The 24,348-nt window shown below is 65.6% G+C and carries 26 protein-coding genes; 20 read left to right on the top strand and 6 right to left on the bottom strand.

Going from position 1 to position 24,348, the window contains the following annotated elements; genetic code table 11:
• Positions 1-112 precede the first annotated feature (112 nt).
• The 15 genes from QQK63_RS09330 to QQK63_RS09260 all read left to right on the top strand — a co-directional run bounded on the left by QQK63_RS09330 (position 113) and on the right by QQK63_RS09260 (position 14,019).
• Positions 113-1,093, top strand: a complete 981-nt coding sequence (locus QQK63_RS09330; protein WP_277824557.1) for a TRAP transporter substrate-binding protein — start codon at positions 113-115, stop codon at positions 1,091-1,093.
• A gap of 69 nt (positions 1,094-1,162) precedes the next feature.
• Entirely contained in the window at positions 1,163-1,723 is a 561-nt protein-coding gene (locus QQK63_RS09325) for a TRAP transporter small permease (protein ID WP_277824555.1), read from the top strand.
• A gap of 1 nt (position 1,724) precedes the next feature.
• Positions 1,725-3,029 carry a TRAP transporter large permease gene (locus QQK63_RS09320; RefSeq protein ID WP_277824553.1) on the top strand — a complete coding sequence of 435 codons (1,305 nt, stop codon included), beginning with the start codon at positions 1,725-1,727 and terminating at the stop codon, positions 3,027-3,029.
• Entirely contained in the window at positions 3,026-3,556 is a 531-nt protein-coding gene (locus tag QQK63_RS09315) for a winged helix DNA-binding protein (RefSeq protein WP_277824551.1), read from the top strand. The genes QQK63_RS09320 and QQK63_RS09315 overlap by 4 nt, the downstream gene beginning before the upstream one ends.
• The gene (locus QQK63_RS09310) at positions 3,553-4,491 is read left to right on the top strand and encodes a hypothetical protein (protein ID WP_277824548.1); all 939 of its coding nucleotides are present in this window, start codon (positions 3,553-3,555) and stop codon (positions 4,489-4,491) included. The genes QQK63_RS09315 and QQK63_RS09310 overlap by 4 nt, the downstream gene beginning before the upstream one ends.
• Entirely contained in the window at positions 4,488-5,828 is a 1,341-nt protein-coding gene (locus QQK63_RS09305) for an NAD(P)/FAD-dependent oxidoreductase (protein ID WP_277824546.1), read from the top strand. Before QQK63_RS09310 ends, QQK63_RS09305 begins: the two co-directional genes overlap by 4 nt.
• 1 nt (position 5,829) lies before the next feature.
• Positions 5,830-7,914: a hydantoinase/oxoprolinase family protein gene (locus tag QQK63_RS09300; protein WP_277824545.1), complete on the top strand. Its 2,085-nt coding sequence runs from the start codon at positions 5,830-5,832 to the stop codon at positions 7,912-7,914.
• Positions 7,911-9,566 carry a hydantoinase B/oxoprolinase family protein gene (locus tag QQK63_RS09295; RefSeq protein WP_277824543.1) on the top strand — a complete coding sequence of 552 codons (1,656 nt, stop codon included), beginning with the start codon at positions 7,911-7,913 and terminating at the stop codon, positions 9,564-9,566. Before QQK63_RS09300 ends, QQK63_RS09295 begins: the two co-directional genes overlap by 4 nt.
• Positions 9,567-9,776: 210 nt before the next feature.
• Complete coding sequence (gene ihfB, locus QQK63_RS09290) at positions 9,777-10,061, top strand: integration host factor subunit beta (RefSeq protein WP_277824541.1); 285 nt, start codon at positions 9,777-9,779, stop codon at positions 10,059-10,061.
• A gap of 22 nt (positions 10,062-10,083) precedes the next feature.
• Positions 10,084-10,455: a LapA family protein gene (locus QQK63_RS09285; RefSeq protein ID WP_277824539.1), complete on the top strand. Its 372-nt coding sequence runs from the start codon at positions 10,084-10,086 to the stop codon at positions 10,453-10,455.
• A gap of 4 nt (positions 10,456-10,459) precedes the next feature.
• A complete protein-coding gene (locus QQK63_RS09280; RefSeq protein ID WP_277824537.1) occupies positions 10,460-11,110 on the top strand; it encodes a phosphoribosylanthranilate isomerase in 651 nt (216 codons plus the stop codon).
• 79 nt (positions 11,111-11,189) lie between these two features.
• Entirely contained in the window at positions 11,190-12,419 is a 1,230-nt protein-coding gene (trpB, locus tag QQK63_RS09275; RefSeq protein WP_277824535.1) for a tryptophan synthase subunit beta, read from the top strand.
• Positions 12,420-12,580: 161 nt separating this feature from the next.
• Positions 12,581-13,024 (top strand): PepSY domain-containing protein, encoded by a 444-nt coding sequence (locus QQK63_RS09270; RefSeq protein ID WP_277824533.1) that lies wholly within the window; start codon positions 12,581-12,583, stop codon positions 13,022-13,024.
• Positions 13,025-13,110: 86 nt separating this feature from the next.
• On the top strand, positions 13,111-13,494 hold the full coding sequence (locus QQK63_RS09265) for a hypothetical protein (RefSeq protein WP_277824531.1): 384 nt from the start codon (positions 13,111-13,113) through the stop codon (positions 13,492-13,494).
• 24 nt (positions 13,495-13,518) lie between these two features.
• Positions 13,519-14,019, top strand: a complete 501-nt coding sequence (locus QQK63_RS09260; protein WP_277824529.1) for a helix-turn-helix transcriptional regulator — start codon at positions 13,519-13,521, stop codon at positions 14,017-14,019.
• A 4-nt stretch (positions 14,020-14,023) separates the two neighbouring features.
• On the opposite strand, the gene QQK63_RS09255 is transcribed toward QQK63_RS09260, so the two are convergent.
• The 3 genes from QQK63_RS09255 to pth all read right to left on the bottom strand — a co-directional run bounded on the left by QQK63_RS09255 (position 14,024) and on the right by pth (position 16,430).
• On the bottom strand, positions 14,024-14,410 hold the full coding sequence (locus QQK63_RS09255; protein ID WP_277824527.1) for a DUF2237 family protein: 387 nt from the start codon (positions 14,408-14,410) through the stop codon (positions 14,024-14,026).
• A gap of 85 nt (positions 14,411-14,495) precedes the next feature.
• A complete protein-coding gene (locus tag QQK63_RS09250; RefSeq protein WP_277824525.1) occupies positions 14,496-15,659 on the bottom strand; it encodes a serine hydrolase domain-containing protein in 1,164 nt (387 codons plus the stop codon).
• A 66-nt stretch (positions 15,660-15,725) separates the two neighbouring features.
• Positions 15,726-16,430: an aminoacyl-tRNA hydrolase gene (pth, locus tag QQK63_RS09245; RefSeq protein ID WP_277824523.1), complete on the bottom strand. Its 705-nt coding sequence runs from the start codon at positions 16,428-16,430 to the stop codon at positions 15,726-15,728.
• 194 nt (positions 16,431-16,624) lie between these two features.
• Between pth and QQK63_RS09240 the strand changes: the two genes are divergently transcribed.
• Positions 16,625-17,344 carry an FkbM family methyltransferase gene (locus tag QQK63_RS09240; RefSeq protein WP_277824521.1) on the top strand — a complete coding sequence of 240 codons (720 nt, stop codon included), beginning with the start codon at positions 16,625-16,627 and terminating at the stop codon, positions 17,342-17,344.
• Positions 17,345-17,405: 61 nt separating this feature from the next.
• Here QQK63_RS09240 and QQK63_RS09235 read toward each other — a convergent pair whose 3' ends face one another.
• Entirely contained in the window at positions 17,406-18,023 is a 618-nt protein-coding gene (locus tag QQK63_RS09235; protein WP_277824519.1) for a 50S ribosomal protein L25/general stress protein Ctc, read from the bottom strand.
• Between the two features lie 97 nt (positions 18,024-18,120).
• The gene (locus QQK63_RS09230; RefSeq protein WP_277824517.1) at positions 18,121-19,011 is read right to left on the bottom strand and encodes a Hint domain-containing protein; all 891 of its coding nucleotides are present in this window, start codon (positions 19,009-19,011) and stop codon (positions 18,121-18,123) included.
• A 190-nt stretch (positions 19,012-19,201) separates the two neighbouring features.
• Here QQK63_RS09230 and aroA point away from each other — a divergent pair, with 190 nt between their 5' ends.
• Both aroA and QQK63_RS09220 read left to right on the top strand, forming a co-directional pair.
• Positions 19,202-20,560 carry a 3-phosphoshikimate 1-carboxyvinyltransferase gene (aroA, locus tag QQK63_RS09225; RefSeq protein WP_277824515.1) on the top strand — a complete coding sequence of 453 codons (1,359 nt, stop codon included), beginning with the start codon at positions 19,202-19,204 and terminating at the stop codon, positions 20,558-20,560.
• A 71-nt stretch (positions 20,561-20,631) separates the two neighbouring features.
• The gene (locus tag QQK63_RS09220) at positions 20,632-21,282 is read left to right on the top strand and encodes a (d)CMP kinase (RefSeq protein WP_277824513.1); all 651 of its coding nucleotides are present in this window, start codon (positions 20,632-20,634) and stop codon (positions 21,280-21,282) included.
• Here QQK63_RS09220 and QQK63_RS09215 read toward each other — a convergent pair.
• Positions 21,261-21,569 carry a hypothetical protein gene (locus QQK63_RS09215; RefSeq protein WP_277824511.1) on the bottom strand — a complete coding sequence of 103 codons (309 nt, stop codon included), beginning with the start codon at positions 21,567-21,569 and terminating at the stop codon, positions 21,261-21,263. The two genes, QQK63_RS09220 and QQK63_RS09215, sit on opposite strands and share 22 nt — an antisense overlap.
• A 355-nt stretch (positions 21,570-21,924) precedes the next feature.
• Here QQK63_RS09215 and rpsA point away from each other — a divergent pair, with 355 nt between their 5' ends.
• Both rpsA and QQK63_RS09205 read left to right on the top strand, forming a co-directional pair.
• The gene (rpsA, locus tag QQK63_RS09210) at positions 21,925-23,604 is read left to right on the top strand and encodes a 30S ribosomal protein S1 (RefSeq protein ID WP_277824509.1); all 1,680 of its coding nucleotides are present in this window, start codon (positions 21,925-21,927) and stop codon (positions 23,602-23,604) included.
• A 189-nt stretch (positions 23,605-23,793) separates the two neighbouring features.
• Positions 23,794-24,345 carry a GbsR/MarR family transcriptional regulator gene (locus tag QQK63_RS09205; protein ID WP_277824507.1) on the top strand — a complete coding sequence of 184 codons (552 nt, stop codon included), beginning with the start codon at positions 23,794-23,796 and terminating at the stop codon, positions 24,343-24,345.
• The last annotated feature ends 3 nt before the right edge of the window (positions 24,346-24,348 follow it).

Genomic DNA, 24,348 nt, shown 5'->3' with positions numbered 1-24,348 from the left:
GACAAATTGTCGATCAGTGGTCAACCTTCTCCTTACGCAGGGTCACCAATGAACCCTGGACCACAGTTTCCGGCGCTGATCGGCGTCGGACCAACCGACATGGAGATGCCCGATGACCTATTCCTTCCGCACCGTCGCGCTTGCGACCGCGCTGACCGCCCTGACCCTGCCCGCCGCAGCCCAGACCGCTTGGGACATGCCCACGCCCTATGGCGACACGGTGTTCCACACGATGAACATCATGGAATTCGCCGATGACGTGCGCGAGGCGACCGGCGGGCAGCTCGACATCACCGTGCATTCGGCGGGGTCGCTGTTCGGTCATCCCGAGATCAAGGATGCCGTGCGCCGGGGGCTCGCGCCGATCGGGGAGATCCTGTTGTCGCGCCTGGCCAACGAGAACCCGCTGTTCGAGGCGGATTCGATTCCCTTCCTGGCCGACAGCTATGCCGACGCCCGCGCGCTCTGGGCCGCATCGCGCCCGGCGGTCGAGGCGCTGTTGGCCGAGCAGGGTCTGACGCTGCTTTACGCTGTGCCGTGGCCGGGCCAGTCGCTGTACCTGACCGAGGAAGTGACCGATCCCGCGGCGCTTCAGGGCGTGACCTTCCGCGCCTACAACACCGCGACCGAGCAATTGGCCAATATCCTTGGCATGGTGCCGACGCAGGTCGAGGCGGGTGACATCCCGACCGCCTTTGCAACCGGCCGGGTCGCGGCGATGATGACATCGCCCTCCACCGGCGTGTCCTCGCAGGCTTGGGACTACACCAGCGTCTATGTCGACGTGAACGCATGGCTGCCCAAGAACGTGATCTTCGTGAACACGGAGGCGCTGAATGCCCTGCCCGAAGATCAGCGCACGGCACTTCTGGCGGCTGCCGCCGAGGCGGAGACGCGCGGTTGGGCCATGTCGGAGGCAGAGACCGCGACCCAGATCGCCACGCTGGAAAGCAACGGCATGACCGTCGTCCAGCCGTCCGAGGCTCTGTCTGCGGCACTGGCTGCGGCCGGGGCGCAAATGACCGAGGAATGGCTTGCGCGTGCGGGTGACGAGGGCGCGGCCATCGTCGCGGCCTACGAGGCGGCACAATAAACGCCAGACCGGGCCGGGCCGCAGTGCCCGGCCCTTTTTCCAGTCATTTCCGACAGGGAGGCGGCCCATATGCGTCGCATGCTCGACCTCATCTATGCCGGGTCGCTGGTGGCGTCGGCGGTATCGCTGGTGACCATCGCGGTGCTTGTCTTTGCACAGATCAGCGGTCGCATCCTTGACCGCGTGGTGATCGCCACCGGCGGGGAGGCCATCGGTTTCCAAGTGCCGTCGCTGGCCGAGATCGGCGGGTTCCTGTTTGTCGGCGCGGCCTTTCTGGCCTTGCCCGCAACGCTGCGGGCCGCGGGCCATGTGCGCGTGACGATGCTGGCGCAGGCCTTGCCAGAAATGGCGGCGCGGATCGTGACGGTGATCGTTCTGGCGGCGGGTCTTGCCCTTGCCCTGTTCGCGGCCTGGCACAGCGGGGTGCAGACGCAGGACAGCTGGGCGTTCAATTCGGTTTCCTTCGGGATGGTGCGGATACCCTTGTGGATCCCGCAAGGTGTGATGACGCTGGGTCTGGGCCTTTTCGCCCTGGCCTTGGCAGACGAACTGGTCGCGGCGATCCGGACGGGCCAGCCTGCCTTCCGCAAGGCCGAGGCCGCGCGTGGCATCGACGACGGAGGGCATTGAGATGGACCTTTTCACACTGTCCCTGATCCTTGTCGCGGTCCTGTTCGCCTGCTTGGCGCTGGGACTTTGGGTCGGCTTTTCCCTGATCGCGGTCGGTCTTGTCGCGATGACCTTGGCCACGCCCGCGCCGGTCGGGGCCGTTTTCGGGACCAAGGCCTGGGCCGCGCTCAATATCTGGGACCTGACGGCGCTGCCCATGTTCATCTGGATGGGCGAGATCCTGTTCCGGTCACGGCTGTCATCCGATCTGTTCACGGGGCTTGCGCCCTTTACCCGGCGGCTGCCGGGGGGGCTGTTGCATGTCAACATCATGGGCTGCGCGTTGTTCGCCGCCGTGTCGGGGTCGTCGGCGGCGACCACGGCCACGGTGGGCCGGATGTCGCTGCCCGAACTCAAGGCGCGCGGCTACGACGACAAGATGGCCATCGGCACGCTGGCGGGGTCGGGCACCTTCGGCTTTCTGATCCCGCCCTCGATCATCCTGATCGTCTACGGGGCCGCGACCGAGCAATCCATCGCGCGGCTGTTTCTGGCCGGTGTCCTGCCGGGGCTGATGCTGGCCGCGATGTTCGGCGGTTACACGATGTTCTGGGCGTGGCGAAACCGGCACCTGATGCCCCCGCCCGAACCGCCCGCACCCTGGCGGGAAAAGATCCGGGCGGCCGCGCTGTTGTTGCCGACGGTCGGTTTGATCGTGGCCGTGATCGGGTCGATCTACGGCGGTCTTGCCTCCCCGACCGAGGCGGCGGTTGTGGGCGTTGTGGGCGCGCTGGCCATTTCGGGCCTGTCCGGCGGTCTGGACCGGAAGGGCGCGTGGGACAGCCTGCGCGGGGCGTGCATCACCACCTGCATGATCGCCTTCATCCTTGTCGGCGCGGCCTTTCTGACCGGGGCGATGGGCTATACCGGCATCCCCCGCAGCCTTGCCGCGTGGATCGGGGAGCAGGGTTTCTCGCAATATGCGCTGCTTGCCGCCCTTTTGGTGTTCTTCATCGTCTTGGGCTTTTTCCTCGACGGGATTTCCATCGTGGTGCTGACCGTCTCGGTCATTCTGCCGATGGTTCTGGCGGCTGGGATCGACCCGATCTGGTTCGGCGTCTTTCTGGTGCTGGTCGTCGAGATGAGCCAGATCACGCCGCCCGTGGGGTTCAACCTGTTCGTTCTGCAATCCATCACCGGCAAAGGGATCTTTACCATCGCGCGCTACGCCGCGCCCTTCTTCTTCCTGCTTGTTGCGGCTACCGTGATCCTCACGCTGTTTCCCGAGATTGCGCTTTGGCTGCCCTCGACCATGTCCGCACGATGACCGACCGCCGTCCCACCCCGCCCGATATCGGGCCTGTCGTGTCCTCGGCGCATCTGGCCGACAGCGCCCTGCCGCCGCTGTCCGAGGTGGAATTCGCGCTGACGATGGCGAACCATGCCTACCAGCGTTGGATGGTCCGCTGCATGACGGCCGCAGGTGGGCCGACCATGTCCCCGCTCGAGGTCTTGATCCTGCATCTCGTGCATCACCGTGGCCGGCCCAAGACGCTGGCCGAGGTCTGCCTGATCCTCAACATCGAGGATACGCATCTGGCCAATTACGCGATCAAGAAGCTGACGCAGGCGCACCTGCTGAAGGCCGGACGCAAGGGCAAAGAAAAGACCGTCGAGATCACCGAGGCAGGGGCGACGCTATGCGCCCGCTACAAGGAGGTGCGCGAGGCGCTTTTGGTGCGGGCGGCACGGCAGTTGGGCCATGATCCGCAAGACATGAGCCGGGTGGCCTCGTTGCTGCGCGCCTTGTCGGGGACCTATGATCAGGCCGCGCGGGGTGCGGCGGCGCTGTGATCAGCTGGCTCGCGCGGAGCGGGCGCTGGATGCTGCCCGGTGGGTTGGTGATCGGTCTGGTCTCGCCCACGCTGGCCGAGGCGCTGCGCCCGATCATCGGGCCAGTCGTGGTGATCTTGTTGTTTCTTGCCGTGCTGCGGATCGGACCCGAAGGGTTGCGGATCGGTCGCTCGGGGCTGATGCACGCCGGATTGCGCGCGCTGGTCCTGCAATTGGCGCTGCCGCTGGCCGTGGCCCTGCCACTGGCGGCGGCGGGGCTTTTGCAGGGTGGATTCGCGCTGGGGGCTGTCCTGTTTTTGTGCGCCGCGCCACTGACGGGGGCAGCGCATTTCGCGGTAATGGCGGGGGGCGACCCTGCGCCTGCCTTGCGGCAGACGGTGATCGGTACCGCCCTCTTGCCCTTGACGGTGGTCCCGATCTTTGCGGTCGTCCCGGCCTTTGGCGGCGCGTCCGAGGTGATCGGCGCGGTGTTTCGGCTGCTCCTCATCATCGCGCTGGCGGGTGGCGTGGCATTGTGGCTCCGGTCGCGGGGAATGGTGCAGGCGACACCCCGAACCTTTGTCCGGATCGATGCGCTGGCCGCGGTGCTATTGGCCGTCGTGGTCATCGGCATCATGAGCGCGGTGGGCCGAACGCTCCGCGAGGATCCCGAAAGCTTCTGGTTGGCCATGGCGCTGGTCTGCGCCATCGGCTTTGGGCTGCAGGCGCTGGCCGTGCTGGTCCTGCGCGATGGTCCCGACCTGCCCGCGCTTGCGGTGATCGCGGGAAATCGCAATGTCGCGCTCTTCCTTGGCGTTCTGCCTGCGGCGGTGACCGATGATCTGTTGCTGATGATCGGGTGTTTTCAGGTGCCGATGTACCTGACGCCGCTGCTCCTGCCGCGGCTGATCGCGCTCCGCCGACGACGGGCGGGGCCGGGCGCGGGGGCAAATTGACACTGCCCACGGGCCTCGCCATCAAGGTGGCCAAGGCGACTTTCGGGGATGCGGGGATGGACAAGACGGCGCGAGAACCGATTTCGCTGTGGGATGCCACGGCCGAAGAGGCGCGGCCAGATCCGGTGGCTTTGCCCGAAAGAGTCGACCTGGCTATCGTGGGGGGTGGTTACACGGGGCTTTCCACTGCGCTTCATGCTGCGCAGGCGGGATTATCGGCCCATGTGATCGAGGCCCATGAGATCGGGCATGGCGGATCGGGCCGGAACGTCGGGCTGGTCAATGCCGGTGTCTGGATGCCGCCCGCACAGGTGCGCGCGGCCCTTGGCCCGGATTATGGCCCGCGGTTCCTGCGCCGTTTTGCCGATGGGCCGGCGATGGTCTTTGACCTGATCGAGCGGCACCAAATCCGGTGCGAGGCGACGCGGGCGGGCACGATCCATGCCGCCCATGCCGCATCCGGCCTGCGGGATCTGGAAGGGCGTTGGCGCGAATGGACCGCGATGGGCGAGCCGGTCGAGATGCTGGACGCGGCGCAGACGGAAGAGGCTCTGGGGACGGATCGCTACGTCGGCGGACTACTGGACCACCGCGCGGGCACGGTGAACCCGATGGGCTATGCAAGGGGTCTGGCACGTGCGGCGCGGGCGGCGGGCGCGGGCCTATCCACCGGCGTGCGCGTCACCGACCTGCACAAGCACCAAGGCGGCGGCTGGCGGGTCGAGACCGATCATGGGCCGGTCACGGCGCGGGCCGTGGTGCTGGGGACGAATGCCTATACCGATGCGCTTTGGCCGGGGCTGAAATCGACCTTTACCCCGATCCATTATTTCCAGTTCGCCACCGTACCGCTGGGGCCCGAGGCCGAACATATCCTGCCGGGTCGGCAAGGGGTCTGGGACACGGCGCCTGTCATGACCTCGATCCGGCGAGACGCGCGGGGGCGGCTGATCATCGGGTCCATGGGGCGGGTCATCGGCAGCCGCGACGGCGGCTTGTCTCGGCGCTGGGCGGAGCGGACGCTCAAACGGCTTTACCCCGGACTGGGCCGCGTGGAATTCGAGGAGGCGTGGCATGGCCAGATCGCGATGACGCCCGACCACCTGCCGCGCATCCATGTGCTGGACGAGGGGCTTTATACCCCCATCGGCTACAACGGGCGGGGGATCATCACCGGCACGATTTTCGGCCAGGCGATGGCCGATCTGCTGACGGGGACGGATATTGCCGATCTGCCGCTGCCGGTGACGGATCCTGCGGCGGTGCCGACCGCACCGCTGATGCGGCGGGTCTATGACCTGTCCTTTGTCGCCAACCAGTTCCTCAAGGGTTTTTGACATGGCTTTGCCCCCGAACCGGGTCGGCGTCGATATCGGCGGCACCTTTACCGATGTGGCGCTCGATACCGGGCGGGGTCTCGTCACTGGCAAGGTGCTGACCGATTACGCCCAGCCCGAGCGCGCGATCCTGTCCGCGATCCTGTCTGCCACGCGGCAGGCGGGCATCGAGCCCGGCGACATCACGCAGGTGATCCATGGCACCACGCTCGTCACCAATGCACTGATCGAACGGCGCGGGGCGCGCATGGCCTTCATCACGACCGAAGGGTTCCGCGACGTGATCGAGATGCGGTCCGAGAACCGGTTCGAGCAATACGACCTGAACCTGACGCTGCCCCTGCCGCTGGTGCCTCGCAAGGACCGCTTTACCCTGTCCGAGCGTATCGGCCCCAAGGGTGAGGTGCTCTTGGCCCTTGATATGGCAGAGGCGCGCGCGATGGCCGCGAAGATCGCGGCCGAAGGTTACGAGGCGGTCGCCATCGGCCTGCTCCATGCCTATGCCAATGATGCCCATGAACGGATGATGGCCGAGGCGCTGGCCGAGGTCGCGCCGGGGCTTTCGGTGTCGATCTCCTCGGTCATCTCGCCCCAGTTGCGGGAATTGCCGCGCTTCAACACGGTCATCGCCAATGCCTATGTCCAGCCGCAGGTCTCTGCCTATCTGGGGCGGCTGGTCGACAAGCTGCGCGGCGCGGGGATCGGTGCGCCTGTCTTCCTGATGCATTCGGGGGGCGGGTTGATCTCGGTCGAGACGGCTGCCGAACAGCCGGTGCGCCTGCTGGAATCGGGGCCCGCGGGCGGTGCGATCTTTGCGGCGGGCTATGCGCGCGCGCACGGGATCGACCGGGTGCTGAGTTTCGACATGGGCGGCACCACGGCCAAGATCTGCCTTGTGGAACAGGCGACCCCCAAGACGGCGAATTCCTTCGAAATCGCCCGCACCTACCGGTTCAAGAAGGGCTCGGGGATGATCGTTTCCACACCCGTGGTCGAGATGGTCGAGATCGGGGCAGGTGGCGGTTCCATCGCCTCCGTGGATAGGATGGGGCGGATACAGGTCGGCCCGCGCTCGGCCGGGTCCGAACCCGGCCCGGCCTGCTACCAGCGCGGTGGGAGCGAGCCCACGGTGACCGATGCCAACCTGATCCTCGGGCGGCTCGATCCGGAGGCTTTCGCGGGCGGGGCGATCCCGCTGTCGGCGGAACTGGCCGAAGGTGCGATGGCCGGCGTTGCGGGGCAGCAGGGTCTGGACGTTCAAGCCGCAGCCTTCGGCGTGACCGAGATGGTGGACGAGAACATGGCCAATGCGGCCCGTGTCCATGCGGTGGAAAACGGCCGCGATATCGAGGCGTTCACCATGGTTGCCTTCGGCGGCGGCGCGCCGCTGCACGCTTGTCGTTTGTGCGAGAAGCTGGGGCTGAGGGCCCTGTTGATCCCGCCCGGTGCCGGGGTCGGATCGGCCATTGGCTTTCTGCGCGCGCCCGTGAGTTTCGAGGCGACGCGCGGGTTGTTCCAGCCGCTCGACGGGTTCGATGCCGATCTGGTCAACGCGACGCTTGCCGCGATGGAGGCCGAGGCCCGCGCCTTTGTCGAGGTGGGGGCGGCAGGGGCGGAAACCGTGACGCGGCTGACGGCCTTCATGCGCTACCGGGGGCAGGGGTGGGAAATCCCCGTTCCGCTGGCGCAGGACCGGTTTTCCGCCAGCGATGTGCCGGGTCTGATCACCGCGTTCGAGACCGCCTATCGCACCCTCTTTGGCCGGATCATCGAAGGGTTGGTCCCCGAGATCACCAATTGGTCGCTGACCGTGGCCACCCGCGCGCCCGATCCGGCCCCGGTCGAGCGTCGCCTCGGGGGCAGCCCGGCCGCGCGGGGTCGGATCCGCCGGTTTTTCGATGCAGCCCTGCGTCAGGAGGTCGAGGCCGTCGAAATCGCCCGCGCCGACATGATCGCAGGCGCTTGGGTCGATGGCCCCGCGATCATCACCGAGGACGAGACATCGACCATCGTCACCTCGGCTTTCCGCGCCGTCGGGCAGGCGGATGGGTGCCTTTTGCTGATCCGCAAGGAGGATATCGCATGACCCCCGACAGCATTGATTTCCAGATCATGTGGAACCGCCTGATCGCGGTGGTCGAGGAACAGGCGACGACGCTGATCCGCACCGCTTTTTCCACCTCGGTGCGGGAGGCGGGCGATCTGTCGGCGGGATTGTTCGACCGGCAGGGGCGGATGATGGCGCAGGCCGTCACCGGCACGCCGGGCCATGTGAACGCCATGGCCGAAAGCGTCGGCCATTTCATCGCGGGCATCGGGGCGCAGAACATCCATGAAGGCGATGTCTACCTGACGAACGATCCTTGGATGGGAACGGGCCATCTGCATGACATCACGGTCGTGACCCCGGTGTTCCGACGCGGCCTTCTGATCGGTTTCTTCGCCGCCACGGCCCATGTCGTCGACATCGGCGGGCGCGGTTTCGGCCCCGATGGCCGCGAGGTCTACGAGGAGGGATTGCTGATCCCGATCTCGAAATTCGCGGAACGGGGCGTGGTCAACGACATGCTGATCCGCATCGTCCGCGCCAATGTCCGCACACCCGACCAGACGGTCGGCGATCTGTATTCGCTGGCGGCCTGCAATGCGGCGGGGGACCGGCGGTTGCAGGCGATGCTGGATGAGTTCGGGATCGACGATCTGGATGCGCTGTCCGAGTTCATTCTGACCGCAAGCAGGCGGGCGACCGAGGCGGCCATCGCCGCCGTGCCGCCCGGACACTATCGCAACACCATGACCGTCGATGGGTTCGAGGCGCCGGTCGAGATGGTCGTGACCCTGCAGGCCGAAGGATCGCGGATCGTGGCGGATTTCACCGGCACCAGCGGGATGAGCAGTTTTGGCGTGAACGTGCCCGAGGTCTATACCCGCGCCTATGCCTGCTACGCGCTGAAATGCGCCATCGCCCCCGAAGTGCCGAACAACGCGGGAAGCCTTGCGCCCTTTGTCATCTCTGCGCCCGAGGGGTCGATCCTTGCCGCGCGCCGACCCGCGCCGGTGTCGGTGCGCCATGTCCTTGGGCATCTGGTGCCCGATGTGGTGCTTGGCGCGCTGCATCGGTCTATGCCAGGCACCGTTCCTGCCGAAGGTGCTTCGGCGCTGTGGAACATCCAGATCTCGGCGCGCCCCCTTGATCCTCACAGCGGGCTGCCGCCTGCGGAAATCCTGATGTTCAATTCGGGCGGAACGGGTGCGCGGCCTCGGCTTGACGGGCTGTCGGCCACGGCCTTCCCCTCGGGCGTGTCCACGATGAGTGTCGAGGCGACGGAGCATGTCGGCCCTATCATCGTCTGGCGCAAGGATTTGCGCCCCAATTCCGGTGGGGCCGGGACCCTGCGCGGCGGGCTGGGTCAGGTGATCGAGATCGGCGCGCGGGAGGGCTACGCGCTGTGGTTCAACGCCATGTTCGATCGGGTCGACCACCCCGCGCGGGGACGCGAGGGCGGGCAGCCGGGGGCACCGGGCCGCGTCGAATTGGCCGATGGCACGCCGCTTCGGTCCAAGGGGCGACAGGCCATTCCGGCGGGGCAGCGCCTGCGCCTGTCCCTGCCCGGCGGGGGCGGTTACGGCGCTCCATCGGGGCGTGATCCCAAAGCGCTCGCCGCCGATCTGGAGGCGGGCCTGATCGACGCCGTATCCGCCGCGCGTGACTACGGACAGGTCCCGAACAAGGGCTGAGCCTGTCCGCGAATCGCATCTGTTCGGGCTGTGCAGGCGGTGGCGGGGTGGCGTCCCAAGGCCACTCGCGGCCCCGATTTCCGCCCGACACCGGCCATCGGGGCCGTGAAACCGCCCCATTTCCCGTGGCTTGGCTGTATTCATCGAAAAAGAATGCGCCTATAGTGCCCCGAAAGAATACAAGCGCTGTCACTTGGGAGGGACGCCACGATGATACGCTCCGAGCTGATCCAGAAGCTGTCGGACGAGAACCCGCATCTCTACCAACGTGACGTCGAAAGGATCGTGAACGCGATCTTCGAAGAGATCATCGAGGCGATGGCGAGCGGCAACCGGGTCGAATTGCGCGGCTTCGGCGCCTTTTCGGTCAAGCAGCGCGACGCCCGCACCGGCCGCAATCCGCGCACCGGCGAAAGCGTCGCGGTCGAGGAAAAGCACGTCCCTTTCTTCAAGGCGGGCAAACTGCTACGCGATCGGTTGAACGGCGACGCGTGACCGACCCCAAGGACTGCTCGACATGATCATTCTGCGATACCTGAAATACCTCTTCCTCGTCACCGTGGCGCTGGCTCTTGTCCTGATGGCGATGGCCAACCGCGAGACCGTGACGCTGGAGGTGATCCCGCCCGATCTGGCGGGTTGGTTCGGGATCCAGTACGCGATCGAGCTGCCCTTGTTCCTCGTGGTATTGGGGGCCGTGACCATCGGCGTTCTGGTCGGTTTCGTCTGGGAATGGCTGCGCGAACACCGCTACCGGGTCGAAGCCAAGACCCACAAGCAGACCGCCCGCGCGCTCGAGCGTGAGATGACCACGCTCAAGGGTCCGGCGCAGGGCAGCGAGGACGAGATCCTGGCGCTGGTCGATGGCCGTTCGGGTTCGGCCCGCTGATCCGATGCAGACAGCGATCAAGTTCTGCGGCCTGACCCGGCCGCAGGATATCAAGTCTGCAGCCGAGGCCGGGGCGCGCTACGTGGGCTTCGTCTTCTTTCCGAAATCTCCCCGTAATGTCACGATGGATGCCGCGCGCAACCTTGCGCTCGAGGTGCCGACGGGCATCGCCAAGGTAGCCTTGACCGTCGATGCCGATGATGTCGCCCTTGATGCGCTCGTCGCGGCCGTTCCGCTCGACATGCTGCAACTACATGGCCACGAAAGCCCCGAGCGTGTCGCACAGGTGCGCGCCCGTTACGGCCTACCGGTGATGAAGGCGCTGGGGATCGCCACGGCCGAGGATCTGGCCCAGATCGACACCTTTTCCGAGGTGGCCGATCAGCTCCTGATCGATGCGAAGCCGCCCAAGGGCGCGGATCTGCCCGGCGGCAATGGTCTGTCCTTTGACTGGCGGCTTCTGGCAGGCCGGAAATACTGGAAGAAGCCGTGGATGCTGGCAGGGGGGCTTTCGCCCGACAACGTGGCCGAGGCCGTGCGGCTGACAGGCGCGCGTCAAGTCGATGTCTCCTCTGGGGTCGAAAGCGCGCCGGGGATCAAGGATGCAGGCCGGATGATGGATTTCGCCCGGGCGCTCGACACAGGGGCCGCGTGACGCGCCGGCCGGTCTCGGCCCTTGCCCCGACCGGGTCCGCGCGCTACCCCTTCACCCCGAACCAGCAGAGGTCAGGCCCATGCCCGAAGATATCCTGAACAGCTTCATGACCGGTCCGGACGAAAAGGGGCGGTTTGGCGATTTCGGCGGGCGCTTCGTCTCCGAGACCCTGATGCCGCTCATCCTCGAGCTTGAGGCCCAATACGAACATGCCAAGACGGACCAGAGTTTCTGGGACGAGATGGACTATCTCTGGAAGCATTACGTTGGCCGCCCCAGCCCGCTTTATTACGCGGAGCGCCTGACCGAGCGTCTGGGCGGGGCCAAGATCTATTTCAAGCGGGACGAGCTGAACCACACCGGCGCGCACAAGATCAACAACGTGCTGGGCCAGATCATCCTTGCCCGCCGCATGGGCAAGACGCGGATCATCGCGGAAACCGGCGCGGGCCAGCACGGTGTTGCGACCGCCACGGTCTGTGCCAAGTTCGGCTTGAAATGCGTGGTCTACATGGGCGCGCATGACGTGCAGCGACAGGCGCCCAACGTGTTCCGGATGAAGCTTCTGGGGGCCGAGGTGATCCCGGTCACCTCCGGGCGCGGCACGCTGAAGGATGCGATGAATGACGCGCTGCGCGATTGGGTCACCAATGTGCGCGACACCTTTTATTGCATCGGTACGGTTGCAGGTCCGCACCCCTACCCGGCGATGGTCCGCGATTTTCAGTCGATCATCGGCAAGGAAACCCGCGAGCAGATGATGGAAGCCGAGGGGCGGCTGCCCGATACGATCATCGCGGCCATCGGCGGCGGGTCGAATGCGATGGGCCTGTTCTATCCCTTCCTCGACGACAAGGAGGTGGCGATCATAGGCGTCGAGGCGGGCGGCAAGGGCGTCAATGACAAGATGGAGCATTGCGCCAGTCTGACTGGTGGTCGGCCGGGCGTGCTGCATGGCAATCGCACCTACCTGTTGCAGGACGAGGATGGCCAGATTCTCGAAGGGCATTCGATTTCGGCGGGCCTCGACTATCCGGGCATCGGGCCGGAACATGCGTGGCTGCACGATATCGGGCGGGCGCAATATGTCTCGATCACCGATACCGAGGCGCTTGATGCCTTCCAGCTCTCTTGCGAGACCGAAGGCATCATCCCCGCGCTGGAACCCAGCCACGCGCTGGCCCATGTCACAAAGATCGCGCCCGACCTGCCGCGCGACCATATCATCGTGATGAACATGTGCGGCCGGGGCGACAAGGATATCTTTACCGTCGCCCGCGCGCTCGGTTGGGACATGACCGGGGCCTGACCGGGCACCTGATCCTCTATCACTTCGGTTTATGCCGCTTGGCGGTGGGTTTACGCCCCGCCGGATAAACCCGTATGCCATGGCCAACGATGGCCTGACGGCTCCTTTTGCTGAGACGGTCGGCACCCTTTGCCGGCTGCGCAGCATGAAAGGAGATCGAAATGATGAAACGCTTTCTTTTGACCACCAGCGCCGCGGGGCTTGCCCTGACTGGACCCGCCTCGGCGCAGGGCCTTGTCGATATCGACAGGCTCGTCAGCGAATATCAGGCGCGTGGCTATACCTATATCGAGGTGAACCAAGCCCCCACGCAGATCAAGATCGAGGCTACGCTGGGCGACCAGAAGATCGAGGTGATCTACGATGCAGTGTCCGGGGCGATCCTCGACTCGGAAATCGAACTTGCGGATGCCGATGACAGAGGGCGCGTGGGTGTCGAGTTCGATCGCGAGGACAGCGACTTTACCTTGGACGACGATGACGGCGACGATGATTACGACGATGATTACGACGATGATGACGACGACGGCCCCGATGATCACGGTTCCGATGACCGCGACGATGACAACAGTGACGACAGTGATGATGATGGCGACGATGATTGATCGTAGCCCCGCAGTATCTGTGGTTTGATTTCAATACGCCCGTCGGCCTTGGTCGGCGGGCGATACCCATAGGGTGCCCTTTCGCCATGCTGACACGCCGCCGCCTCCTTTTATTCGGTGTCGCCGCATTTGCGGCGGGCCCGGCATGGGCGCAGGGCGACCCGGTCGCCCGCAGCGTCGTGGCGCAACTGGAGCGGCAGGGCTTTACCGTGCTTGAGGTGCGCGAAACCTTGCTTGGTCGGCTCAGGATCGTCGCCCGCCGGTCCGATCTGAGCCGCGAGCTTGTCATTGATCCCAGAAATGGCGCGATCCTGCGTGACTTCGTCGACCGAGACGGCGCGCGCGCGGTGATCCCCGATATCGGCGATTACGAGGACGTGGACGACGACGTGGAAGATGACGACGACGATGATGATGACGACGGTGACGATGACGATGATGGGGACGATGACGGGGATGACGATGATTGACGGGCGGCCTGAACAGGCCGCAGCATGCTGAATCGCGCTGGAATTTTCGCGGCACTTCTGGTGCTTCAGGTCATTTGCGCGGTCTTTTTCGTGTCCGACATCTTCCTTGCCCTGTTGCGTGTTCCGGTTGACCCGGTGCCATGGCGATACCGCGAGTTGATGGAAATTGGCGCAGCGCTGGGGCTCGTTCTCGGGGTTACGCTTGCCGCGCTGATGTTGCGCGCATCATTGCGCCGGACACGCGTGGCGGAGCGCGCCCTAAGGGCCGCCTCGGGCGCTTTCATGGAACTTGTGGAGGAACGCTTCGAGGAATGGGGCCTGACGCCCGCTGAACGCGATGTCGCGCTTTTCGCGCTCAAGGGCTTGTCCATCTCGGAAATCGCGACCCTGCGTCAGACCAGCGAAGGCACGGTCAAGGCGCAAACAAATGCGATCTATCGCAAGGCGGGCGTAAGCGGGCGCCCACAGCTCCTGAGCCTGTTTGTCGAAGACCTTATGGGCGATGCGATGACGCCCACAGCGTGAGCGTTCAGCCCTCAATGTCCAGCGCGTGTTCGCGCAACACGTCCAGGGGCACGATGTCCAGCGCGCGTGCGTGCGTCGCGGCAAGATTGACCCGCGGGGCAGCACCATCCTCATGGGCTTGCAGGAACCGGCCCGCGCAAAGGCACCAGTGATCCCCGGGCTTCAGCCCCGCGAACCCGTATTCCGGCCGCGGCGTCGACAGGTCGTTGCCGAGATATTTCGAAAAGGCCAGGAATTCCGCCGTCATCACGGCGCAGACCGTGTGGCTGCCCCGATCCTCGGCGCAGGTGTCGCAGGCCCCGTTACGAAAGAACCCCGTCATCGGGTCGCGGGAGCAGCTTTGCAAGCTTCCGCCCAGCACGTTGACGGAGGCATCCATCCTGATCGGCATCTGGCGGTCCTTTCCCTGTGTTGGTCCCTCACCGACCAAGCTAACCATTCGTGGCCTTCGGGCAAGGAGCAGGCGGCGGCGGGCTCTAAAGGTTTTCGGCGATCGATCGGAAGATCGCGACATTGGCCTCGTCCACACCCGGTTCGCGAAATCCCCGGTCCGCGCCATTCGTGGCGATCACCACACCGCGCTGCTGGTCGATGTAGAGGTACTGGCCGTAAATGCCCCGCGCCATGAACTGACCCGGCTCCGCGCCCACCGGCACCCACCATTGGTAGCCATAGCCGATGGCCCCCAGCGCGGTCGGGGCCGAAGGCGCGGTCGATTCCGCGACCCACCCTTCGGGAAGGATGCGGTTGCCCTGCCAGACGCCATCTTGCGCGATCATCTGGCCAAAGCGGGCGTAGTCGCGCGTGGTCAGGTTCAGCCCGCCCAGAACGAAGGCCACGCCTTGGCCATCGGTCAGGTAATAGGGCTCGGCCTCCAGCCCGAGGGGTGCGATGATGCGCTCGGACAGAAGCGTGGGGATGTCTTGCCCGGTGGCGCCCCGGATCACCATGCCGATCACATGCGTGTCCATCGAGACATATTGCCAGCCGCTGCCCGGGCCGCGTGCGCGTGCCGTGATCCCGGCGGTGAAACCGTCAAGCGTGCCACCCAGCGCGATCTCGCGGCCCATGCGGTTGATGTCGGAATCGTAGTCCAGGTAATCCTCGTCGAAGTCGACGCCCGACGCCATCTGCAGCACGTTGCGGATGGTCGCACCGTCATAGGCCGACCCGACCAGCGTCGGGGCATAGCGCGTCACGGGTGCATCGAGATCGGGGATGGTGCCATCGGCCACCAGCGTCCCCAAAAGCGCCGAGAGATAGCTTTTCGCCACCGACCATGAAATCCGCCGGTCCTCGGGCGCAGTGCCGAGGTGGTAGCTTTCATGAACGATTTGCCCATCCTTCAAAACCACCAGCGCCGTCACTGCGCGGCTGACGATCCAATCCTCCACGTCGGGCGGCAGGACGGCCACTTGCCCTTGCGGTAGGGGGCTGACCGGTCCGGTGCCGCGCGGGACCGGCGCGTTCAGAAAGGCGCGGTTCATGTTGCTGAAATTGGCAACGATCCTGTCGGCCTCGAACAAGGTATTCACGGCCATCAGGCGGGCGATTTCCTCGCGTTTCCAGATCCCTGCGGCCAAGGCGAGGACCAGCAGTATGGCAAGGCCCCGGATCCCGACCTTGAGCAAGCGGCGCATTCCATTCCCCTTTTCGGCAAGGAAAGCATGCGGGCCGACACGGTCGCAAGGCGGGGCTGTCGTGACCTAGCGGAACTTGTCCAGCAGCCGCTGCATGGGCGAGCGGGCCTCTGGCGGCTCGTCCGTCTCCGGCGTCCCGATGTCCTTGCCGGGTTTCTCTTGCGGCTCCGCCTTGGTCTTGGCCTGCGTGGTGGACGAACGCGGCGGTGCCGTGCGCAGCGCCACGGCATTCAGGAACCGCGCGCTGTCGCCCCGCGCCAGATCCGCCGCGCCATCCGAGATGCCGCGCAGCAGATCGTCGAGCCAATCCTGCTCTGCCTTGGCGAAATCCGACAGGACATAGGCCGCGACCCGATCCTTGTGGCCCGGGTGCCCGATGCCCAGCCGAACGCGATGATAGGCCTCGCCCACGTGCTGGTGCAGGGACCGCAGGCCGTTGTGGCCTGCATGGCCGCCGCCCGATTTGACGCGCGCCTTGCCCGGCGCAAGGTCCAGTTCGTCATGGAAGACGGTCACATCGCCCGCCGTCAGCTTGTAAAAGCGCAGCGCCTCGCCCACCGATTGGCCGGACAGGTTCATGAAGGTTTCGGGCTTGAGCAGCAGGATTTTTTCGCCGCCCAGCGTACCTTCGGACAGGCTGCCCTGAAACTTGCTGCGCCATGGGCCAAAGCCGTGGTCCGACGCGATACGGTCAAGCGCCATCCAGCCTATGTTGTGCCGGTTGCCCGCGTATTTCGCGCCGGGATTGCCCAATCCGACCCATAGCTGCATCGCGTCCCCCTTGCTGGCCCCGTTCCGGCCGGCGTTCCAGATCCTGACGGGGCGTAGATGCCAGCCGTCCGGCTCTTTGCCAAGCCGCAAGGCCCGGCGGCCCATACACCCCCGCCTTCAAATTGCCATGGTCATGGGCCAGCCAGCGGCCCATGATAGGCCCAGACAACCCGCAGACATGGACACTGCGCCCCGTGCACGAGTTTCACCTGAACGGCATTTCCCTCGGGGTTCCCATGGGTCTTGCCACACCCGAAATCCTCGGCAAGCTCGCCGATGGCACCTATGAGGCCGACGAGGCGCGATCGGCTGACCGTTGTGTCCGGCCGGGATTTCGCGTGCTCGAACTGGGCGCGGGCATCGGCTATGTCACCGCGCTTTGCGCCCGGCAGGCGGGGCCGCAGAACGTGCTGTCAGTCGAAGCGAACCCCGCGCTTTTGCCGGTGATCACGGATAATCTGGATCGCAACGGCCTGTCCGGTGTCACGGTGATCCACGGGGCCGTGACCGGCGCGGTTGCAGAAGGCGCGATGGGCGATTTCGCCATTTCGGCGGGCTACACGGGCTCCAGCCTCGATGGCAAAGGGGAGGCCGTGAAGGTGCCGCTGGTCTCGATCCATGACCTGATCCGGGCCCACAAACCCCATGTCGTCTTGATGGATGTCGAGGGGGCGGAGGCCGAGATGTTCAACCGTCCTTGGAAATGCCCCCTGCGCTATTGCGTCATGGAACTGCACCCCAGGAAATACCACGCCCGCACGATCAAGAAGATCGTGGATTTCATGTCAGCGATGGACCTGACCTATGATCCCGTCACGTCGCGCGGCAAGATCCTCGGGTTCCGCAAGGTCTGGGGCGCGGCCGAAGATCCCGATCCGCTCACCGACGCTGGCACGCCAGCCGTCGAGGATTGAAACGGAAAACGCCGCCCCGGGGGGCGGCGTTCTGTCCTTTTGCCGGAAATCGGCGAGGCGATCACTCCTCGTCGGCTTCTTCCGCTTCGGCGTTGTCGGCACTCACGAGGCCCGAGGGTGCCGAGACGTTGGCGATCACGAAATCGCGGTCGATCGTCGGCTTCACGCCTTCGGGCAGGGCCACGTCCGAGATGTGGATCACGTCGCCGATGGCACGGCCAGCAAGGTCAACGGTGATGTGATCGGGGATATCGCCGGCGGTCACAACCAGTTCGACTTCGGGGCGCACCACGGTGAGAACGCCGCCGCGCTTGAGGCCCGGGGATTGCTCGTGGTTCACGAATTCCACCGGAATGAACAGGGCCACGCGCGAGGTGCGGCGCAGGCGCATCAGGTCGACGTGGGTCGGCATGTCCTTGACCACGTCGCGCTGAACGCCGCGGCAGATCACGCGCACGTCATCCTGGCCTTCGACCTTGAGGTTGAACAGGGTGGACATGAACCGCCCCTGCTTGAGCCGCTTCAACAGAACGTTGAAGGGGATCTGGATCGCCATCGGATCCGCGCCGCCACCATAGACGACCCCGGGCACCTTGCCTTCACGGCGTGCTTGACGGGCGGCCCCCTTGCCTGTCCCCGTCCGTGCCTCGGCGATAAGATCTGGAATCTCACCAGCCATTGCTATTCTCCATATCCGAAGGGGCTGCCTCCAAGGGTGTCGGGCCCCGGTTGAAGGCCGCCGCATAGGGGGGAATCGCCCGTTTGTAAAGGTGCAATCAGGCCACGCGCACAAGGCCGAGGCGCGCCTTGAGTGCGGGCGGCAGGTGGCGTGCGCACAGGATGCGGGGCAGGGGCATCTCGGGGATGGGGCGGTCGTGGCCATGGTGACGGAGATAGGCGTCGTGTCCGTCGAACCTGTCGCGGTCGCCATAGGCGAGAAAGCTTTCGGCCGGGCAGTTCTCGGCCAGAAGCAGGCAATGGGCCGCCACCTCGACGTGCCACAAGCTATAGTGTTCCGGCAGGTCCCGATGCGCAACTTCGTGGATGGTCAGGCCGTTCATCAGAGCCTGTGCCGTGACCAGAAAGCCGCCGATCCCGATGGCGTGATCGGGCGTGACCACAAGATCGCGCGCGGGCGTTCCGGGACCAAGACTGTGGGCACGAAGGCGGATCAGCGGCGGGGTCTGGGGCAGGTTCAGGACCGTTTGGCGCCAGATCCAGATCACCGGGACGGGTGGCCCGGAGGTCTGCTGGACAAGATCGCCGGGCGCGAGCGTCTCGATCCCACGCGGGCCGCCGGGCGTGGCCAGCCGCGTTCCGTCCAGAAAACAATTCGCGGCGCCCGAGAGCGGCATCAGGTATTGCGTGGTCTCGCCCGAGGCGAAGACCGGCGCGCCCCAGATGTCGTGGATGCCCTTGTTGTAGGGCACAGCATATGTATGTCCGCTTCGGAACACACCATAGGCCTTGCCGTCGACCGTGACGTGGAACCCGGTAAAGGATGTGTTGCGGAACATGTCCGAGGCGTTCAACTCGCCCAACGGCGCGGTGTCGGTCACGGTTCCGGTCTGGGATATGTCATGGACTGCGGACCATGTGAGCCGGGTCGTTCCGGTGGCGGTCGCCATGGAGAGATTGACCCAGTGCGTGGCCGAGAAATTCGTCAAATTTGCCTCTCGATCCGCCCGAAGCGGTTACGCGTTGGTTAATTTTTGCAGTCAAACCTTAAGAACAGGTAAATTTTCGGGGCGGTGCGCGCGGGCGGGTCGGTTTGGTCGCAGCCGCACTGCGCGGGGGTGTTTACGCCCCGCGCGCCGAGGGCTATCAGGCGGGGCGCAACGCGAGGAGACGTGCAGCATGTCCGCCCATGGCGACCCCGTTCCGATGACCGCCCGCAAGGGCGCGGCCCTGACCGGCGTGGCCGATGTGCCGGGCGACAAGTCGATCAGCCACCGGTCTCTGATCCTTGGTGCGATGGCGGTGGGCGAGACCGTCATCACCGGTCTGCTGGAAGGGCAGGACGTGCTGGATACCGCCAAGGCGATGCGCGCCTTCGGCGCGGAGGTCAGCCGCGATGCGGAGGGCGTCTGGCATGTGCATGGCGTGGGGGTGGGCGGTTTCGCCGAGCCCGAGGACGTGATCGATTGCGGCAATTCGGGCACCGGCGTGCGCCTGATCATGGGGACGATGGCGACCACGCCGATCAGCGCGACCTTTACCGGCGATGCCTCGCTCCGGTCGCGGCCGATGGCGCGGGTGACGGATCCGCTGGCGCTGTTCGGGGCAAGTGCCGTCGGACGCAGGGGCGGGCGACTGCCGATGACGATCACGGGGGCTGCGGCCCCGCTGCCGGTGCGTTACACCACGCCCGTCCCCTCGGCGCAGGTGAAATCCGCCGTGCTTCTGGCCGGGCTGAACGCGCCCGGGCAGACCGTTGTGATCGAGGCGGAAGCGACGCGCGATCACACCGAGCGGATGCTGGCGGGGTTCGGGGCGGAGATCACGACCGAGATCACGCAAGAGGGCCGGGTCATCACGCTGACCGGCCAGCCGGAGCTGAAGCCCCAGACCATCGTGGTGCCGCGCGATCCAAGCTCGGCGGCCTTTCCGGTCTGTGCGGCGCTGATCGTCGAGGGATCGGACGTGCTGGTCCCCAATATCGGGTTGAACCCGACCCGCGCGGGCCTGTTCGAGACATTGCGCGAGATGGGGGCCGATCTGACCTACGAGAACCTGCGCGAGGAAGGCGGCGAGCCTGTCGCCGATCTGCGGGCGCGGTATTCGCCCGACATGAAAGGCATCGAGGTGCCGCCCGAGCGCGCGGCGAGCATGATCGACGAATACCCGATCCTGTCGGTGGTCGCGGCCAATGCCGAGGGGCCGACGGTGATGCGCGGCGTCAAGGAATTGCGCGTCAAGGAAAGCGACCGGATCGACGCCATGGCCGTGGGTCTGCGCGCGGCGGGGATCGAGGTGGAGGATGGTCCCGATTGGTGGATCGTCCATGGCAAGGGACCCGGTGGGGTCGAGGGGGGTGTGACGGTGGCCACCCATCTCGATCACCGGATCGCCATGTCTTTCCTGTGTGCGGGCTTGGCGTCGCGCCAGCCTGTCACGGTGGATGATGCGGGACCGATTGCGACATCCTTCCCGGTTTTCGAGCCCTTGATGCGGGGCCTTGGGGCGCGGCTCGACCGGGTGAACCAGGCGGGATAGGGTCGGACGCGTGGGGGCTCTGCCCCCGTCCCCTTCAGGGACTCCCCCGGGATATTTGTGAAACAGAGAAGATGACGAGGGTGATCGCGGTGTCGCAGAGCGCGGAAAACAGCTTCACGGTCGCCATCGACGGGCCGGCGGCTGCGGGCAAGGGCACGATCAGCCGGGCGGTGGCGGCGCATTTCGGTTTTGCGCATCTGGATACCGGGCTGCTTTACCGCGCGGTCGGGCGGCGGGTGCTGGCGGGCGAGGATGCGGTGGCGGCGGCGCGCGCGCTGGACCCGTCGGACATGGCCGAGCCCGAGGCGCTGCGCACGGCGGCCATTGCCGGGGCGGCGAGCGAGGTCGCGGTGATCCCCGAGGTGCGCGCGGCCCTTGTCCAGTTCCAGCGCGCTTTCGCGCGGCGGGTGGGGGGCGCGGTGCTGGACGGGCGCGATATCGGGACGGTGATCTGCCCCGAGGCGGAGGTGAAGCTGTTCGTGACGGCAAGCGCGGAGGTGCGCGCGGAAAGACGCTGTCGCGAGTTGCAGGCCGCAGGTCACGCGACCGATCTGGCCACGGTTCTGGAAGAGGTGCGCGCCCGCGATGCGCGCGACGCTGGCCGCAGCGCCGCGCCGATGCGCGCGGCGGAGGATGCGGTATTGCTCGACACGAGCGAGATGAGCGTCGAGGCGGCGGTTGCGGCGGCGATCGTGGCGGTTCAGTCGGTCCGCAACCGGTAGGTGCCCGGCGGCAGGCCGGTCAGGCGCGCCAGCCAGCCGCGCGTGACGAGCCGGCGCAGAGCGCGGTGGAAGGTCGGCTGGGAGATATCGCACAGCATCGGGTGTTGCCGCACGGTTTCGGTGCGGGCCACGATGCCATGGCGCGGATCGGGATGGCCCGCGACGCAGAAGGCTATCAGGATGTCACGATCCTTGCGGTCGAGATCGGCGAGGCCGAGGTCGCGTTCCATGTCATGCGCGACCTGCCGCAGTTTTGCCAATTGAGAGAGACGAGACAGATTTTCCATTTACGCACCTGATCGTTTACACAGTGTCCGGTTCTCAGAATGACAACAGATTAGATTTTGGTGGGCGGGGCGCAAGCTACCGAAAACGGCAGGTCGGGGCGGTCGACGGGAGGGCGGCGGATTGCCGTGTGTGGCCTGTGCTGGTTGGGCAATTGTGACGGGCTCTTGCCTTGAGCGGGGCTTGGGGGTATGAGGCCTGCGTCAACACGGCGGGTCACGTCGGAAGCAGAGAGATCGGGCAGGGTCGGGTTTACCGGCCCTCTTTGTTTTCCGGACCGCCAGACCAACGATCATCCCAAGACCGGCGGAGACAACCGCACGGCCAGCAAAGCACCGAAAAGGAAAACTGAACCGTATGTGCGCTAAAGCAACCATGGAGGAATTCGAAGCCCTCCTGAACGAAAGCTTCGAAATCGACACCCCCGACGAGGGTTCTGTCGTCAAGGGCAAGGTCATCGCCATCGAGGCGGGCCAGGCCATCATCGATGTCGGCTACAAGATGGAAGGCCGGATCGATCTGAAGGAATTCGCAAATCCCGGTGAGGCCCCCGAGATCGCCGTTGGCGACGAGGTCGAGGTCTACCTGCGCAACGTGGAAAACGCCCGTGGCGAGGCTGTGCTCAGCCGCGAGATGGCGCGCCGCGAAGCCGCTTGGGATCGTCTTGAAAAGGCCTATGCCGCCGAAGAGCGCGTCGATGGCGCCATCTTTGGCAGGGTCAAGGGCGGGTTCACCGTCGATCTGGGCGGTGCCGTGGCCTTCCTGCCCGGCTCTCAGGTCGATGTGCGCCCCGTGCGCGATGCCGGCCCGCTGATGGGTCTGAAGCAGCCGTTCCAGATTCTGAAGATGGACCGTCGCCGCGGCAATATCGTCGTGTCGCGCCGCGCGATCCTCGAGGAATCCCGCGCCGAGCAGCGCGCCGAGGTCATCGGCAAGCTGACCGAGGGCGACGTGGTCGACGGCGTGGTCAAGAACATCACCGAATACGGGGCCTTCGTGGACCTGGGCGGTGTGGACGGCCTGCTGCACGTCACCGACATGGCATGGCGCCGTGTGAACGACCCCAAGGAAGTCCTGTCGATCGGCGAAACGATCAAGGTGCAGGTCATCAAGGTCAACAAGGACACCCATCGCATCAGCCTGGGTATGAAGCAGCTGCAGGACGATCCGTGGGATGCCGTGGAAACGCGCTACCCGCTGGAATCGACCCATACCGGCCGCGTCACCAACATCACCGATTACGGCGCCTTTGTGGAGCTGGAGCCGGGGGTTGAGGGTCTCGTGCACGTGTCCGAAATGTCCTGGACCAAGAAGAACGTGCATCCCGGCAAGATCGTGTCCACCTCGCAAGAGGTCGAGGTCATGGTTCTGGAGATCGACACCGCCAAGCGCCGCGTGTCGCTGGGTCTCAAGCAGACCATGCGCAACCCGTGGGAAGTCTTTGAAGAGACCCATCCCGTGGGCACCGTCGTCGAGGGCGAGGTCAAGAACATCACCGAATTCGGTTTGTTCGTGGGTCTCGAGAACGACATCGACGGCATGGTCCACCTGTCCGACCTGACCTGGGAAGGCCGTGGCGAGGATGTGATCGGTGATTACCGCAAGGGCGACATGGTCAAGGCCGTGGTCACCGAGGTCGACACCGAGAAGGAGCGTATCTCGCTCTCGATCAAGGCGGTCGAAGGCGACCCGCTGGCCGAGGTCATCGGCGGCGTGAAGCGCGGTTCCATCATCACGGTTGCGGTCACCGCGATCGAGGATGGCGGGATCGAGGTGGAATACGAAGGCATGAAATCCTTCATCCGCCGTTCCGACCTGTCGCGTGACCGTGCCGAGCAGCGCCCCGAGCGTTTCGGCGTGGGCGACAAGGTCGACGTGCGCGTCACCAACATCGACGCCAAGACTCGCCGCCTGGGCCTGTCGATCAAGGCGCGCGAGATCGCCGAAGAGAAGGAAGCCGTGGAACAGTTCGGGTCGTCCGACTCGGGCGCGTCGCTGGGCGACATTCTGGGCGCAGCGCTCAAGCGCGACGAATGATCCCGCAGGGCCATCGGCCCGATCAAGATGCGAAAGGCCCCGCCAGACCGGCGGGGCCTTTTTCGTTCGGCCCGGCCTGTCCGTGTGGCGGGCCGACATGTCGCACCCCTGCTGCGTTGCCCTGCGGGGATCGGGACTTATTTACATTTCAGAAATTACTGAAATCTCTGCGCGAACAGGATTTTAGGCATGCGCCTGACACCACTCCAGCAGGAATTCGTCCTGCATTTCGGGGAAATGGGCAGCCGGTGGGGCATCAACCGCACCGTGGGGCAGATCTACGCCCTGCTGTTCCTGTCTTCTCAACCGCTGAACGCGGAAACGATCACCGAGGCCCTCGGGATCAGCCGATCGAACACGTCGATGGGCCTGAAGGAATTGCAGAGCTGGAACCTTGTCCGGCTCAAGCATGTTCCGGGCGACCGGCGGGATTACTTCACCACGCCTGACGATCTGTGGGAGATCGTCCGCACGCTGGTGGCCGAGCGCAAGAAGCGCGAGATCGACCCCACGCTGAGCAAGCTGCGCGAGCTGGAGATGCAGGGGCCCGCAGGCGACGATTACGCCGAGGCGCGCATCGCGGAACTGCGCGAGCTGATCGAGATGATGACCGGCTTTTACGCGGAGATGGAGCGGCTCGAGACCGAGCGGCTGGTCAAACTGATGACGCTGGGCTCGCGCATCGCGGGGCTGATCGACAAGACGGGCGGGATGATCCCCGCACTCGTGAAACGCAAGTAGGGA

It is taken from the genome of Roseicyclus marinus (assembly GCF_030163795.1).
Lineage (GTDB): Bacteria > Pseudomonadota > Alphaproteobacteria > Rhodobacterales > Rhodobacteraceae > Roseicyclus > Roseicyclus marinus.
Note: the sequence above shows the minus strand (reverse complement) of the source record. Positions and strands in the feature narration are given on the sequence as shown.